Origin of the sequence: Oleiagrimonas soli (assembly GCF_000761445.1) — a bacterium.
Lineage (GTDB): Bacteria > Pseudomonadota > Gammaproteobacteria > Xanthomonadales > Rhodanobacteraceae > Oleiagrimonas > Oleiagrimonas soli.
Genome location: NZ_KN196470.1, coordinates 1,889,899 through 1,904,079, shown reverse-complemented (window position 1 = coordinate 1,904,079; position 14,181 = coordinate 1,889,899). Strand labels below are relative to the sequence as shown.

Below are 14,181 nucleotides of genomic sequence, written 5' to 3'. Positions count from 1 at the left end.
AACGAAGCTTGTGACACCGACGGAAAAGACCAATCTGCTCAACTTCGACCGGCAGGGGTTGCGTGATTACTTCACGCAGCTCGGCGAGAAGCCGTACCGCGCCGATCAGGTCATGAAGTGGATCTATCACCGTCTGGAGAACGACTTCGAGCGCATGACGGACCTCGGAAAGAACTTGCGCGGCAAGCTTTCCGAGGTCTGTTACGTCGGCCCGCCGGACACCATGTTCGAGAAGGGCTCGACCGACGGCACCCACAAGTGGCTGCTGGGCATGAACGGCGGCAACGCCATCGAGACCGTGTACATCCCGGAACCCACGCGCGGCACGCTGTGCGTGTCCTCGCAGGTGGGTTGCGGCCTGAACTGTACGTTCTGTTCGACCGCCACGCAGGGCTTCAACCGCAATCTGTCGACCGCCGAGATCATCGGTCAGGTGTGGGTGGCGGCGAAGTACCTCGGCAACGTGCCGCACCAGCGCCGCCGCATCACCAACGTGGTGATGATGGGCATGGGCGAGCCGCTGATGAACTTCGACAACGTCGTCGCGGCGATGAACCTGATGCGCGACGACCTCGGCTTCGGCCTGGCCAGCAAGCGCGTCACGCTGTCGACCTCCGGCCTGGTGCCGCAGATCGACCAGCTGTCCCAGGTCGCCGACGTGTCGCTGGCCGTGTCGCTGCACGCGCCGACCGACGAGCTGCGCACCACGCTGGTGCCGCTCAACAAGAAATACCCGATCGACGAACTGCTGGCCGCGTGCAAGCGCTACGTCAGCTCGCGTCCGCGCGCTTCGATCACCTTTGAATACACCCTGATGAAGGGCATCAACGACCATCCCGAGCACGCGCGCCAGCTGATCAAGCTGATGCGGCGCCTGCCGAGCAAGGTCAACCTGATTCCGTTCAACCCTTTCCCCGGCACGCGTTACGAGCGTTCCGACGCCGCCGACATCGAGACCTTCCGCCGCATCCTCAACGAGGGCGGGATCATCGCCACGGTCCGTCGTACGCGCGGTGACGATATCGATGCCGCCTGCGGCCAGCTCAAGGGCCAGGTTCTCGACCGCACGCGCCGTTCGGCCGAATTCCGCAAGCAACTCGAAAAGGATGCGATCCATGCGGCTTGATCGTTGGTTGATTTCGGTGGCGTGTGCCTTGGTGCTGGCCGGTTGCGCGACTTCGAGCAACGGCCCGCTGCCTGCACGCAAGGTCAATGATCAGGATGCTGCGCGCATCCACACCGAGTTGGGCCAGCAGTATCTGGAGCGCGGGCAGCTCAAGCGCGCCCTCGAAAAATTGCAGAAGGCGCTGCAGTTCGACGAACAATACGTGCCGGCGCACACGGTCATCGCGACCATCTATGCGCGCATCGGCGAAACCGACCAGGCCGAGAAGCATTTCCGTCGCGCCGAGGAACTGGATCCCAAAAGTGGCGACACGAACAACAATCTAGGCGTGTTTTTGTGCAGAATCGGCAAGATCGATCAAGCATTGCCGTATTTTCAGAAAGCCACGCAGGATCCGTTCTATAACACCAAGGACGTTGCCTTGAGCAACGCCGGCCGCTGCGAGCTGAAACGAAACAACTATGCTGCGGCCATCAAGGATTATCGCCTGGCGCTGGCGATCAATCCGAACAATGCGGATGCCCTCTACCAGATGGCGGACGCATTGCTGCATGAGGGCAAGGCGTTTCGCGCCCGTGCCTTTATTCAGCGCTTCGACGCCCTCGGGCGTCCCGATCCGTCAGCCTTGCTGCTGGGATACCGGATTGAGAAACGCCTGGGCGACGAGGAGGGGGCCCAGAGTTATGCCAAGCGACTGCGAGCCAAATTCCCGGATTCGGATCAGGCGCAGTCCATCAATTCCGACAGATCGCGATGAATCAACGAGAGTCCACGACATTCACGGATCAGGGACGGAACGACAACGAGCACCATGCACCGGAATCGACGGCCGACACCGTCCCGGCGTTCGCGAGGGGAGCGGACGAGGCGTCGATAGAAGGCGAAGCGCCGTCGTTCGGCGATTGCCTCGTTGCCGTGCGCGAGTCCAGACACCTGGCGCTGAGCGACTGCGCGCGTGACTTGCACTTGCCGGTCCGTCTGCTGCAGAAGCTGGAGCGCGACGACTATGAGGGGATCGACTACTCGGTCTACCTGCGCAGTTACCTCTGCAAGTACGCGACGTATCTCGGCATGGATCGGGAACGCGTGGACGCCCAACTGGAGCGTCTGCAGCCCCGACAGCCGGAGCTCGTCGCCACGCAGCAGCTGTCGGTCTGGCAGCGCGGTCTGAACCGATACTCGAGCGCTGCCACCTACGTCGTGCTGACGGCGGTCATCGTCGCACCGCTGATCTGGCTGGGTCTCAACGGCGTGCTCAAGCGCGACATCGCGCGTCTGGCGCCGCTGGACGCGGCCCCTGTCAGCGCTCAGTCGACCGAACTCGTGGGCGCGGAAAGCGGCACCACCGCGCAGACCGTTTCGGCGACGCCGGTCGTGCCGGCCGTCACCGACCAAGCTTCGAGCGCCGCGCCGGCCAACAGCGAGAAGCCGTTGATGGCGTCGATGGCTCCGTTCAGTGCCATGGAGGCCGCCAAGGCCAAGGCCGAGTCGGCGGACGCGCCGGTCGCTGCGACAGCGCCGCAGGCGTCCACCGATACAAAGCTGACCCTGAATCTGCAGAACGACAGTTGGGTGGAGATCACAGACGCCGACGGCAAGCGCCTGGAATACGGTCTGCTGCCGGCTGGCACGCGCAAGTCCTATCACAGCGCCGGCACGCTCGACGTCCGCATCGGCAACGCCGATGGCGCCAGTGTGGCGGTGGACGGCAAGGCCTTGTCGTTGGTCAAGTTCCGACGTGCCAACGTCGCGCATTTCACGGTGGCCGACGACGGCGAGGTGCAGCCGTCCAACGGATGATCCAGCGCCGCAACGCATGCGGGTGCGAGCGCGCGCCATGCGGGGCAGCGTGCGTGTCCGTGTCCGATCCCATGGTGCGGTATCGCAGGCCGCGAGCATCGGTTATCCTTTCCGGGTTTCGCCGCGTACGCGGCTGACTCAACTCGATCCGCCTGCCTGCGGCCGCCCGCCAGTTCGTCTGGCCTCGCGGCCGTTCGCGGCTTCTACAGGTGACGCATGGCTTTCGACGCATACGACGATTACGAACAGGGCGAACGTCTACAGGAATGGCTGCGCCAGAACGGCATATCCATCGCCGTGGGCATCGCGCTCGGACTGGTGCTGATCTTCGGCTACAAGCAGTGGCGCGCCCACCAGGAAGAAAATCGTGTTGCCGCCGCCGCGCAGTTTGGCGCCATCAAGAGCGCCTACGCGTCGGGCAAGAACAGCGAGGCCGATGCGCTGGTCGGGGTCATGCTGGACAAGCATGCCGATTCGCCGTACGCGGTGTTTGCGGCCTCGGCGCGTGCCGCCAGCGAGGTCAAGGAAGGCAAGTTGGCCGAGGCGCGCAAGTCGCTGCAATGGGCGCAGTCGCACGCCGACAGCGAACACGGCGCGATGAAGGCATTGATGACGCTGCGTCTGGCGCGCGTCGAACTGGCCCAGGGCAAGGCCGACGATGCTCTTGCCGCCCTGGATACCATGCCGAAAGACCAATACACGGCGCTGCGCGGGGAACTGCGGGGCGATGCGCTGGTCAAGCTTGGACGCACGTCCGAAGCGCGTCAGGCCTATCAGGCCGCTCTTGACGCCTACGGCAAGGATGCGCCGCAGTACCCCAGCGTGCGCATGAAACTCGACAATCTGGCCACGGCCGGGAAGCAGGGCGCATGAAACGTATTTTCCTGATCGCAATCCTCAGCACGCTGGCGCTTGCCGCTTGCCATTCGAGCAAGAAGAGCAATGTCGAGCCACCGCGCGAGCTCACCGACATCACGCCGACGGTTTCGGTACAGCGCGTGTGGAAGGAGAGCGTCGGCGAGGGTGCGCAGGATTCCGGCGTGCGCATGCGTCCGGCCTACGACGACGGCACCCTGTTCGCCGCCAGCACCGATGGCGTGATCGAGGCGCTGGACGCGAAGACGGGCAAGACGCTGTGGCGCAACAAGACGCGCACGCACGGCTGGTTCGGCTGGGGCGACAAGAAAATCCGCAAGGACGCCTTGTACGCGGGCGGTCCGGGGGCTGGCGAGGGACTGGTCGTGACCGGCACGCTGGACGGCCATGTCTACGCGTTCGACGCCAAGACCGGCAAGCAGCGCTGGGTGGCCAAGGTATCGTCCGAGGTCATCTCCGCGCCGGTGGTGCTGAAGGACATCACGGTGGTGCGCACCAACGACGGCAACGTGTTCGGTCTCGACACCGAGACCGGCAAGCAGATCTGGCTGTACGACCAGGACACCGTGCCGCCGCTGAGCCTGCGCGGCAATGGTCCGTTGCTGGTCGCGCGCGGCGTGATCTTCTTCGGCACCGATGACGGCAAGCTGGTCGCGATCCGTCTGGACACCGGCGAGAAACTGTGGGATCTGCCGCTGGCGACCGGCGAAGGCCGTACCGACATCCAGCGTCTGGACGATGCCGATGTCGGCGTACTGATCGACGGCAGCACGCTGTACGCCTCCGCCTATCACGGCGAGCTGACCTCCATCGACGGTCCGACCGGCCGGCCGGGCTGGCATCGCAAGTTTTCCACCTACACGTCGATGGATATCGGCGGAAACGCTATCGTCGGCGTCGACGACGCCTCCAACGTCTGGGCCTTCGACAAGGGCACCGGCAGCGACCTGTGGAAGCAGGACGCGCTGCAGTGGCGCTGGCTGAGCGCGCCGGCCGTACAGCAGGACAAGTACGTCGTGGTCGGCGACCTGAAGGGCTACGTGCACTGGCTGGACCTGAGCAACGGCAAGATCGCCGCGCGTGAACGCCTGTCGCACAAGGCCATCCGTTCGCAGCCGCTGGTCGTCGGCGACATGGTCTATGTCGAGGACGTCGAGGGTGACATCGGCGCCTACCGCCTGGGTTCGTCCACGCCTTGATGTCGCAACGCGCATCGTCCCGCAGGGCGATGCGCGCAATGACGCCGGATTGCTAACCGATGGATTCTCCGCACATGCTTCCCGTCGTCGCCCTGGTCGGACGCCCGAATGTCGGCAAGTCGACGCTGTTCAATGTCCTGACCCGCAGCCGCGAGGCGCTGGTGGCCGATCTCCCCGGCGTGACCCGCGATCGTCATTACGGCGTGTGCCGTCTGGGCGACGCGCCGTTCGTGCTGGTCGACACCGGCGGTCTGTCCGGCGACGAGGACGGGCTCGACGGTCTGACCGCGCGCCAGGTCCGCCTGGCCATCGAGGAAGCTGACGTCGTCGTGTTCCTGGTCGATGCGCGCGACGGTCTGATGGCCCAGGATCACGCCATCCTTGGCGAGCTGCGCCGCACCGGCAAGCCGATGCTGCTGGCGGTCAACAAGACCGACGGTCTCGACGAAATGGTCGCGATGGCCGATTTCGCCGCCTTGGGTTTCGCGGACAGCCTGCCGCTCGCGGCAGCGCACAGCCGCGGCACCGATACTCTGATGCAGGCGTTGAAGCCGCTGCTGCCCGAGTACGTGGCGCCGGAAGAGGAAACGAAGCACGACGACGGCATCCGCGTCGCGATTCTCGGCCGCCCGAACGCCGGCAAGTCGACCCTGGTCAACCGCCTGCTGGGCGAAGAACGCGTCATCGTTTCCGACGTGGCGGGCACCACCCGCGACGCCATTCGGGTCCCGCTCGAACGCGACGGCCGCAAGTACACGCTGATCGATACCGCCGGCGTGCGTCGTCGCGCGCGGGTCGAGGAGGCCGTGGAGAAGTTCAGCGTCATCAAGACGCTGCAGGCCATCGCCGCCGCGCAGGTGTGCGTGGTGATGGTCGATGCCCGCGAGAATCTGGCCGACCAGGATCTGACCCTGATCGGTCACGTGCTGGACGAGGGCCGCGCGCTGGTCATCGCGGTCAACAAGTGGGACGACATGGAACCCTACGACCGCGAGCAGTGCCAACGCGCGCTGGACCGTCGCCTGGAGTTCGTCGGCTGGGCCAAGCGCGTGTTCATCTCCGCGCTGCACGGTTCGGGTCTGCGCGAGCTGATGAGCGCGGTCAACCGGGCGCACGCTTCGGCCAACTGCACCATGACCGCGTCGCAGCTCACGCGCACGTTGGAAAAGGCCTACGAGGGTTACCAGCCGCCGCTGGTGCGCGGGCATGCGCCGAAGCTGCGCTACGCGCATCCCGGTGGCCACAACCCGCCGACCATCGTCGTGCACGGTACGCGCACCAAGCACATCGCGCCGGCCTACCGCCGCTATCTGGAAAACACCTTCCGCAAGCGTTATCGCCTGGAAGGCACGCCGGTCCGCATCGAATTCCGCGACAGCGAAAATCCCTACGCCGGCCGCCGCAACGAACTGACCGACTCGCAGAAGCGCAAGCGCCAGCGCATGATCCGCAACGCCAAGCGGCGCAAAAACTGAGTCCAATTCCGTTCGTTGTGCCTTGTCGCAAGCGCGTCGCGAAACCCGCAGCAGCGCTCCGATTTGTGCCGCTCGCCGCGAACCCGGATAATGCGCGCTTTCCCGGCACGCATTCGACATGACCGCACGCATTCTCGACGGTAAACGCATTGCCCAGGAAGTGCTCGACCGCGTCGAGCGACGGGTGACCGAGCGCGTCGCGGCGGGCAAGTCGCCGCCCGGACTGGCCGTGGTGCTGGTCGGCGAAGATCCTGCCTCGACCGTCTACGTGCGCAACAAACGGCGTGCCTGCGAGCAGGTCGGTTTCCGTTCCTACGACTACGACCTGCCGGCCTCCACCAGCGAAGCCGAATTGTTCGCCCTGATCGACAAGCTCAACGCCGATCCGGACGTCAGCGGCATCCTGGTGCAGTCGCCGCTGCCGGATCACGTCGACGAGGACGCGCTGGTCGACCGCATCGATCCGCGCAAGGACGTGGACGGCTTCCATGCCGTCAATGTCGGGCGTCTGGTCCTGCGCCGGCTCGGCTTGCGTCCGTGCACGCCGAAGGGCGTGATGACGCTGCTCGGTCACACCGATCGTCCGGTGCGGGGGCGGCATGCCGTCATCGTCGGCGTGTCCAACCATGTCGGACGGCCGCTGGCGCTGGAACTGTTGATCGCCGGTGCGACCGTGACCTGCTGCCATCGCTTTACTGCCGATCTCGCCGCGCACGTGCGGCAGGCCGACATCCTGGTGGTTGCCGTGGGGCGGCCGGGACTGATCCAGGGCGAGTGGGTCAAGCCGGGGGCCGTGGTCATCGACGTCGGCATCAACCGCCTCGAGGATGGCCGTCTGGTCGGCGACGTCGCGTTCGATGCCGCCAGCGAACGTGCGTCGTGGATCACGCCGGTGCCCGGTGGCGTCGGACCGATGACGGTCGCCACGCTGATCGAGAACACCCTCGAAGCCGCCGAGTCGCGCCAGGCGCGCTCGGTCGCCTGACGGTGCATGCGGCCGTGTGTGGCCGCGCTCGATCCGCTACGGAAGCTGCTCGAAGACGTCCCGAGATGACGAAACTTCATGGCGGATATGGCTCCGCCTTGACGACATGCAGTACAATGCCCTGATTTACCTGCGGGACCATACGCCATGCGCATTCTTGCCGAGGCTCTCACCTACGACGACGTCTACCTCGTCCCCGCCCATTCGACCGTGCTGCCGCGCGACGTCGACACCTCCACGCGATTGACCCGGGGCATCCGCCTCAACGTGCCGATCGTGTCGGCCGCGATGGACACGGTTACCGAAGCGCGTCTGGCCATCACCATGGCGCAGTGCGGCGGCATCGGCATCATCCACAAGAACATGACGCCGGAACAGCAGGCCGCCGAAGTGCGCCTGGTGAAGAAGTTCGAGGCTGGCGTGATCCGCAATCCGATCACGGTCGGACCGGATACCTCCATCCACGAAGTCATGCAGATCACCCGCGCCAACAGCATCTCCGGCGTGCCGGTGGTGGAAGGCGATGCGCTGGTCGGCATCGTCACCAGCCGCGATCTGCGCTTCGAGAAGAAGCACGACGATCCGGTGCGCAACATCATGACCCGCAAGGACAAGCTGGTCACGGTCGGCGAGGGCGCCGGGCACGATGAAGTGCTGGACCTGCTGCATCGCAACCGCATCGAGAAGGTGCTGGTGGTCAACGACGCGTTCCAGCTGCGCGGTCTGATCACCGTCAAGGACATCCAGAAGGCGCGCGACAACCCGTACGCAGCCAAGGACGCGCACGAGCGTCTGCGCGTCGGCGCCGCGGTCGGCGTCGGCGGCGACACCGAAGCGCGCATCGCGGCGCTGGCCGAGGCCGGCGTCGACGTGATCGTGGTCGATACGGCGCACGGCCATTCGCAGGGCGTCATCGATCGCGTGGCCTGGGTCAAGAAGCATTATCCGGAGCTGCAGGTGATCGCCGGCAACATCGTCACCGGCGACGCGGCGCTGGCGCTGCGCGACGCGGGTGCGGATGCGGTCAAGGTCGGCGTCGGCCCCGGCTCGATCTGCACCACGCGCGTGGTCGCGGGCGTGGGCGTGCCGCAGATCACCGCCATCGACATGGTCGCCACGGCGCTGAAGGATGACATCCCGCTGATCGCCGACGGCGGCATCCGCTATTCGGGCGACGTCGCCAAGGCCATCGCCGCGGGTGCGTCGATGGTCATGCTCGGTTCGATGTTTGCCGGTACCGAGGAAGCGCCGGGCGAAGTCGAACTGTTCCAGGGCCGTTCCTACAAGAGCTACCGCGGCATGGGTTCGCTGGGCGCGATGCAACAGGGTTCCAAGGACCGCTACTTCCAGGACGAGGCCGATGCCGACAAGCTGGTGCCGGAAGGCATCGAAGGGCGCGTGCCGTACCGCGGCCCGCTGCGCAGCATCGTGCATCAGATGATGGGCGGCCTGCGCGCCTCGATGGGCTACTGCGGCTGCGGCAGCATCGACGAGATGCGCAACAAGGCGCAGTTCGTGCGCGTGACCGGCGCCGGTGTGCTGGAAGCGCATCCGCACGACATCCAGATCGTCAAGGAAGCGCCGAACTACCGGCTCGACTGATACACCCGCCGGTTTCCGGGACTCGGGAACTGGATGCCGGCGGAGCAGGGCGGTTCGACCGTCCGACGCGATTTTTCAGCAGCGGTGGCCGGGAGCCCGAGTCCCGGGCCCGAACCCGAGTCCCCGCATGCAGAACATCCACAGCGACAAAATCCTCATTCTCGATTTCGGCTCGCAGTACACGCAGCTGATCGCCCGCCGCGTGCGCGAAATCGGCGTCTACTGCGAAATTTGGGCCTGGGACCACGACGCCGACGACATCGCGCAGTTCGCGCCCAAGGGCATCATCCTTTCCGGTGGCCCGGAATCGGTCACCGAGAGCGACTCGCCGCGCGCGCCGCAGGCCGTGTACGACCTGGGCGTGCCGGTGCTGGGCATCTGCTACGGCATGCAGACCATGGCCGTGCAACTCGGCGGCAAGGTCGAGAGCGAGCATCATCGCGAGTTCGGCTATGCCAAGGTGCATCGCACCGGGCACTGCGAGCTGCTGGATGGTCTGATTGCCGCCAACGGCGAACTCGACGTCTGGATGTCGCACGGCGATCGCGTCACCGCGTTGCCGGAGGGCTTCATCGGCGTGGCCGCGACCGACTCGGTGCCGCTGGTCGGCATGGCCGACGACGCGCGCAAATACTACGGCCTGCAGTTCCACCCCGAAGTGACGCACACGCAGCGCGGTCTGGAGCTGCTGCGTCGCTTCGTGGTCGATCTGTGCGCCTGCCAGACGCTGTGGACGCCGGGCCGCATCATCGAGGACAGCATCGAGCGCGTGCGCGAGCAGGTCGGCGACGACCACGTGCTGCTGGGACTGTCCGGCGGCGTGGATTCCTCGGTTGTCGCCGCGCTGCTGGAAAAGGCCATCGGCGATCAGCTGACCTGCGTGTTCGTCGACACCGGCCTGCTGCGCTACCAGGAAGGCGATCAGGTGATGGCGACGATGGCCGAGCATATGGGCGTGCGCGTGATCCGCGTCAACGCCGCCGAGCGCTTCTTCCAGGCGCTGGAAGGCGTGTCCGACCCGGAAGCCAAGCGCAAGGTCATCGGCCGCCTGTTCATCGAAGTGTTCGACGAAGAAGCCGGCAAGCTCGAAGGCGTGAAGTGGCTGGCGCAGGGTACGATCTATCCGGACGTCATCGAGTCGGCCGGCGGCAAGACCGGCAAGGCGCACGTCATCAAGAGCCACCACAACGTCGGCGGCCTGCCCGAGCGCATGAACCTGAAGCTGGTCGAGCCGCTGCGCGAGCTGTTCAAGGACGAGGTGCGCCGCATCGGCGTCGAACTCGGTCTGCCGCGCGAAATGGTCTATCGCCATCCGTTCCCGGGTCCTGGGCTGGGCGTGCGCGTGCTCGGCGAGGTCAAGGCCGAGTACGTCGAGCTGCTGCAGAAGGCCGACGCCATCTACATCGAGGAACTGCGCCGGCACGATCTCTACGATCGCGTCAGCCAGGCCTTCGCGGTATTCCTTCCGGTGAAGTCCGTCGGCGTGGTCGGTGACGGCCGCGCCTACGACTGGGTCGTGGCGCTGCGCGCCGTGGAGACTGTGGACTTCATGACGGCGCACTGGGCGCAGTTGCCTTATGAGTTCCTGGATCAGGTTTCTCGACGTATTATCAATGAATTACGTGGTATTTCTCGCGTGGTTTATGATATCAGTGGCAAGCCGCCGGCAACCATCGAGTGGGAGTAATGAAATCAATAGCTTGCGAATCCCATGCCTGCCCGCGCTGGTTTCCACAACGCGATCTTTACATCGCAAGTGATTGATGGAAAAGACTTCATGACGCCGTCTGCCAACGACGCCTTCAGCGATCAGGATCGCGCCTGGATGCAGCGCGCCCTGGCGCTGGCCGGGCATGCGCGCGATGCCGAGGGCGAGGTTCCGGTCGGCGCCGTGCTGGTGGATGCCGACCAGCAGGTGCTGGGGTTGGGGTGGAACCGCAACATCACGCTGCACGATCCGACCGCGCACGCCGAGATCGTGGCGTTGCGCGCGGCGGGCGAGAAATTGGGCAATTACCGTTTTCCCGGCAGCACGCTCTACGTCACGCTGGAACCGTGCGCGATGTGCGCCATGGCACTGGTGCATGCGCGCATAGCCCGCGTGGTGTACGCAGCGACAGACCCGAAGACCGGCGCGGCCGGCAGCGTGTTCGATACGCTGGTGTCCGAACGCCATAACCACCGCATCGAGGTCGGCTCCGGCCTGCTGGCCGAAGAGGCTGGTGCGATGTTGCGCGACTTCTTCCGTTCGCGGCGCTGAGCGCGTTCGCGGCGCTTAGTGGCGAACGTCAGCCGTACAGCTTGGCGTCCGCGTCGACGCCCACGTTCTTGTCGATGGCGGTCGCCACCACGTGCCGGATGGCGCCGGCTTCGTCGCCGTCGATGGCCTCGCGCTGCAGCTGACCCTTCGGGCGGCCCATCACGTGACCGTCCTGACTGATGATCGCGCCCCAGAATACGGTGTCGTTCTGCACGCTCCAGAACGCATCGAAGCGGTAGCCTGCGTGCGAGCCTTGAAGTTGTGCCATGACCGGGTGCTCCGTAGGATTCGCCGCCATCATGGACCTCCCAAGATGAATCGACGGACAATTCGGCGCGTGCTGGCTGAATGCGGGCTGCACCGCGGTTTCACGCCGCAATGCGTGCCTGTGTACGATGCGGGCCATGCATGTCGCATTCGAAACACTCGACGAGCACAGCATTCTGCTGCGCCTGGCGGACACCATCGATCCTGAAGTCAACGCGCGGGTGCATGCACTGGCCACGGCATTGCGCGCCGCCGATCTGCCGCGTCTGCGCGATCTGGTGCCGGCCTACGCCAGTCTGCTGCTGCGTTTCGATGCACCTACGCCGGGGCGGGCAGACGACGACCTGCGGGCGCGCATCGAGACGGTCGTGAACGATCCCGAGGCCTGGCCGGTAGCGTTCGAGCAGGGTGCATGGCATCGCATTCCGGTCTGCTACGACATCACGCACGGCGAGGATGTGGCTGCCGTGGCTGAGGCGCTTGACCTCTCGGTCGAGGACGTCGTGCGCCGCCACAGCGCCGCGGAATACCGCGTGGCCATGCTCGGCTTCGCCCCCGGATTCGCCTACCTGCTGGGCATGGACCCGTCGCTCGCCATGCCGCGCCGCGCCACGCCGCGCACACGAGTGCCCGCGGGTTCGATTGCCATCGGCGGAGCGCAGACCGGCATCTATCCTCGGGAGTTGCCTGGCGGCTGGCAGTTGATCGGGCGCACGCCGCTGAGCATGTTCGATCCGTTCGACGATGCCCGCCCGTGCCGTCTGGCGCCGGGGGATCGGGTGCAGTTCGAGCCGATCGACCCGGATGCGTTTGAACGCCTGCAGCGAGAGTCCGGCGCATGAGCGCGCTGGAAGTGCTTGCGCCCGGTTTGCTCAGCAGCCTGCAAGATGCTGGACGTCCCGGCTGGGCGCACCTCGGCATCGGCCGCAGTGGCGCCGCCGACCAGCCTGCATTGCAACTGGCGAACGCGCTGGTCGGCAATCCCTTGTCGGCGTGCGCCATCGAATGCACGTTGCGCGGGCCGAAACTTCGTCTGCATCGCGATGCGCACGTGGCGCTGACCGGCGCGCCGTTGCCGCGCGCGCGCTGCAACGATGCGCCGATGCCGATGTGGGCCAGCGTATGGTGTCCCGCGGGCAGCGAACTCGATCTCGGTCCGATGATGTCGGGCTGTCGCAGCTATCTGGCCATCGAGGGTGGCCTCGAGGTCGAACCCTGGCTGGGCAGCCGCAGCGTCGATCTCAATGCAGGACTCGGTCCGTTGGAGGGGCGTGCGCTGCGGGCGGGCGATCATCTTTCGATCGGCGCGCGTCGTTTGCCGGATCGGGCCGTGTCGGGCTGGTCGCTGGACCCGCGTCCCTGGTTCATCGACCCAGCGACCGACGCGCCGTTGCGGTTGATGCAATCGCGGCACACCGCGGCGCTGGATGCGGCCTCGCACGCGACGCTTCTGCGTTCGGGCTTCCGCGTGGCCGCAGACAGCAATCGTGTCGGCGTGCGTCTCGAAGTCGAACATCCGCTGCAGGCGCCCAGCGTGGGCGAGTGCATCAGCGAAGGCGTGGTCGCCGGCGTCATGCAACTGCCGCCGGGCGGACAGCCGATCCTGCTGGGCGCCGAACATCCGGTCACCGGCGGCTATCCGCGCATCGCGCAGCTGGCGGGCGTGGACCTGCCGCGTCTGGCGCAATGCCGTCCGGGCGATGTGGTGCGCTTTGCCTGGATCGATCCCTCGAAGGCTCGGGACGCGCTTGCCGAGCAACAGCGAAGCCTCGATGATCTGTGCCGGAACATCGCGCGACGACTGGAGCAGGGCGCATGAAACGCATCGATCTGAATTGCGACATGGGCGAATCCTTCGGCCCCTGGCGTATGGGCGCCGATGCCGACGTGATGCCGTGGATCACCTCGGCCAACGTCGCCTGCGGATTTCACGCCGGCGATCCTTCGATCATGCGCGAGACCGTGGCGGCGGCGGTCGCCGCCGGGGTCGCCATCGGCGCCCATGTGGGCTTGCCCGACCTGGCCGGTTTCGGGCGGCGTGCGATGGCGCTTGATGTCCAGCAGGCCTATGACATCACCGTCGCCCAGATCGGTGCGCTGGCCGCCGTCGCGCGCACGCAGGGTGCGCAACTGACGCACATGAAACCGCACGGCGCGCTCTATCACATGGTTGAGCGCGACGCCGAACTCGCCGATGCGTTGGCCCGCGCGGTGCGCGATGTCGATGCCGGCATGCGTCTCGTCGGTCGTTCGGGCGGACAGCTGGTCGCCCATGGCCGACAGCTCGGGCTGACGGTGACGCACGAAGTCTTCGCGGACCGCCGCTACCGCCCGGACGGCCAGCTTGTGCCGCGCGGCGAGCCGCATGCCGTTATCGAAGACGCGCAAGCCGCGGCGTCGCAGGCCGTGCGACTGGCCTGCGACGCCGCGGTCGAGGCCGACGACGGCAGCGTGCTGACGCTACGCGCCGACAGCATCTGCGTGCACGGCGACCGAACGCATGCCGCGGCGTTCGCGCGCGGCATGCATGAGCGGTTGCGCGAGGCGGGCGTCGTGTTGCGCCAACCGGGGGCGTAGCACCGTCTATTGTC

The 14,181-nt window shown here is 66.1% G+C and carries 14 protein-coding genes; 13 read left to right on the top strand and 1 reads right to left on the bottom strand.

Translation table 11 applies throughout. From position 1 onward, the window contains the following. Positions 1 to 10: 10 nt before the first annotated feature. From rlmN to tadA, 10 genes are all read left to right on the top strand, one after another. On the top strand, positions 11 to 1,126 hold the full coding sequence (rlmN, locus tag LF63_RS08285) for a dual-specificity RNA methyltransferase RlmN (protein ID WP_043100958.1): 1,116 nt from the start codon (positions 11 to 13) through the stop codon (positions 1,124 to 1,126). Next, positions 1,116 to 1,883 (top strand): type IV pilus biogenesis/stability protein PilW, encoded by a 768-nt coding sequence (pilW, locus tag LF63_RS08280; protein WP_043100956.1) that lies wholly within the window; start codon positions 1,116 to 1,118, stop codon positions 1,881 to 1,883. The genes rlmN and pilW overlap by 11 nt, the downstream gene beginning before the upstream one ends. Positions 1,884 to 2,041: 158 nt before the next feature. Beyond that, entirely contained in the window at positions 2,042 to 2,926 is an 885-nt protein-coding gene (locus LF63_RS08275; protein WP_235205292.1) for a helix-turn-helix domain-containing protein, read from the top strand. Positions 2,927 to 3,142: 216 nt separating this feature from the next. Beyond that, the gene (locus LF63_RS08270; protein ID WP_043100955.1) at positions 3,143 to 3,799 is read left to right on the top strand and encodes a YfgM family protein; all 657 of its coding nucleotides are present in this window, start codon (positions 3,143 to 3,145) and stop codon (positions 3,797 to 3,799) included. Beyond that, positions 3,796 to 5,001 (top strand): outer membrane protein assembly factor BamB, encoded by a 1,206-nt coding sequence (bamB, locus tag LF63_RS08265; protein ID WP_043100953.1) that lies wholly within the window; start codon positions 3,796 to 3,798, stop codon positions 4,999 to 5,001. The genes LF63_RS08270 and bamB overlap by 4 nt, the downstream gene beginning before the upstream one ends. 74 nt (positions 5,002 to 5,075) lie before the next feature. Then, complete coding sequence (gene der, locus LF63_RS08260; protein ID WP_043100951.1) at positions 5,076 to 6,476, top strand: ribosome biogenesis GTPase Der; 1,401 nt, start codon at positions 5,076 to 5,078, stop codon at positions 6,474 to 6,476. Positions 6,477 to 6,594: 118 nt separating this feature from the next. Continuing rightward, positions 6,595 to 7,461, top strand: coding sequence for a bifunctional methylenetetrahydrofolate dehydrogenase/methenyltetrahydrofolate cyclohydrolase FolD (folD, locus tag LF63_RS08255; RefSeq protein WP_043100949.1), 867 nt, complete (start codon positions 6,595 to 6,597; stop codon positions 7,459 to 7,461). A gap of 147 nt (positions 7,462 to 7,608) precedes the next feature. Beyond that, complete coding sequence (gene guaB, locus LF63_RS08250) at positions 7,609 to 9,063, top strand: IMP dehydrogenase (RefSeq protein ID WP_043100947.1); 1,455 nt, start codon at positions 7,609 to 7,611, stop codon at positions 9,061 to 9,063. 127 nt (positions 9,064 to 9,190) lie between these two features. Next, positions 9,191 to 10,750, top strand: a complete 1,560-nt coding sequence (gene guaA, locus LF63_RS08245) for a glutamine-hydrolyzing GMP synthase (RefSeq protein WP_043100946.1) — start codon at positions 9,191 to 9,193, stop codon at positions 10,748 to 10,750. 90 nt (positions 10,751 to 10,840) lie between these two features. Further along, positions 10,841 to 11,323 carry a tRNA adenosine(34) deaminase TadA gene (tadA, locus tag LF63_RS08240; protein WP_043100944.1) on the top strand — a complete coding sequence of 161 codons (483 nt, stop codon included), beginning with the start codon at positions 10,841 to 10,843 and terminating at the stop codon, positions 11,321 to 11,323. 28 nt (positions 11,324 to 11,351) lie between these two features. Here tadA and LF63_RS08235 read toward each other — a convergent pair whose 3' ends face one another. Then, complete coding sequence (locus LF63_RS08235) at positions 11,352 to 11,591, bottom strand: hypothetical protein (protein WP_043100943.1); 240 nt, start codon at positions 11,589 to 11,591, stop codon at positions 11,352 to 11,354. A 136-nt stretch (positions 11,592 to 11,727) separates the two neighbouring features. Between LF63_RS08235 and pxpB the strand changes: the two genes are divergently transcribed. From pxpB to LF63_RS08220, 3 genes are read left to right on the top strand one after another with little or no spacing between them, the layout of a single operon-like run. Then, positions 11,728 to 12,432, top strand: a complete 705-nt coding sequence (gene pxpB / locus LF63_RS08230; protein WP_043100941.1) for a 5-oxoprolinase subunit PxpB — start codon at positions 11,728 to 11,730, stop codon at positions 12,430 to 12,432. Beyond that, on the top strand, positions 12,429 to 13,409 hold the full coding sequence (locus LF63_RS08225; protein ID WP_043100939.1) for a 5-oxoprolinase subunit C family protein: 981 nt from the start codon (positions 12,429 to 12,431) through the stop codon (positions 13,407 to 13,409). The genes pxpB and LF63_RS08225 overlap by 4 nt, the downstream gene beginning before the upstream one ends. Continuing rightward, positions 13,406 to 14,167 carry a LamB/YcsF family protein gene (locus LF63_RS08220; protein ID WP_043100937.1) on the top strand — a complete coding sequence of 254 codons (762 nt, stop codon included), beginning with the start codon at positions 13,406 to 13,408 and terminating at the stop codon, positions 14,165 to 14,167. Before LF63_RS08225 ends, LF63_RS08220 begins: the two co-directional genes overlap by 4 nt. Positions 14,168 to 14,181 lie beyond the last annotated feature (14 nt).

What these genes read in the sequence shown, in the direction of transcription:
- guaA (WP_043100946.1), top strand. Translation starts at nt 9,191, where the DNA reads ATGCAGAACATCCACAGCGACAAAATCCTCATTCTCGATTTCGGCTCG.
- LF63_RS08235 (WP_043100943.1), bottom strand. Translation starts at nt 11,591, where the DNA reads ATGGCACAACTTCAAGGCTCGCACGCAGGCTACCGCTTCGATGCGTTC.
- bamB (WP_043100953.1), top strand. Translation starts at nt 3,796, where the DNA reads ATGAAACGTATTTTCCTGATCGCAATCCTCAGCACGCTGGCGCTTGCC.
- tadA (WP_043100944.1), top strand. Translation starts at nt 10,841, where the DNA reads ATGACGCCGTCTGCCAACGACGCCTTCAGCGATCAGGATCGCGCCTGG.
- LF63_RS08270 (WP_043100955.1), top strand. Translation starts at nt 3,143, where the DNA reads ATGGCTTTCGACGCATACGACGATTACGAACAGGGCGAACGTCTACAG.
- der (WP_043100951.1), top strand. Translation starts at nt 5,076, where the DNA reads ATGCTTCCCGTCGTCGCCCTGGTCGGACGCCCGAATGTCGGCAAGTCG.
- pilW (WP_043100956.1), top strand. Translation starts at nt 1,116, where the DNA reads ATGCGGCTTGATCGTTGGTTGATTTCGGTGGCGTGTGCCTTGGTGCTG.
- pxpB (WP_043100941.1), top strand. Translation starts at nt 11,728, where the DNA reads ATGCATGTCGCATTCGAAACACTCGACGAGCACAGCATTCTGCTGCGC.
- LF63_RS08220 (WP_043100937.1), top strand. Translation starts at nt 13,406, where the DNA reads ATGAAACGCATCGATCTGAATTGCGACATGGGCGAATCCTTCGGCCCC.
- guaB (WP_043100947.1), top strand. Translation starts at nt 7,609, where the DNA reads ATGCGCATTCTTGCCGAGGCTCTCACCTACGACGACGTCTACCTCGTC.
- folD (WP_043100949.1), top strand. Translation starts at nt 6,595, where the DNA reads ATGACCGCACGCATTCTCGACGGTAAACGCATTGCCCAGGAAGTGCTC.
- LF63_RS08225 (WP_043100939.1), top strand. Translation starts at nt 12,429, where the DNA reads ATGAGCGCGCTGGAAGTGCTTGCGCCCGGTTTGCTCAGCAGCCTGCAA.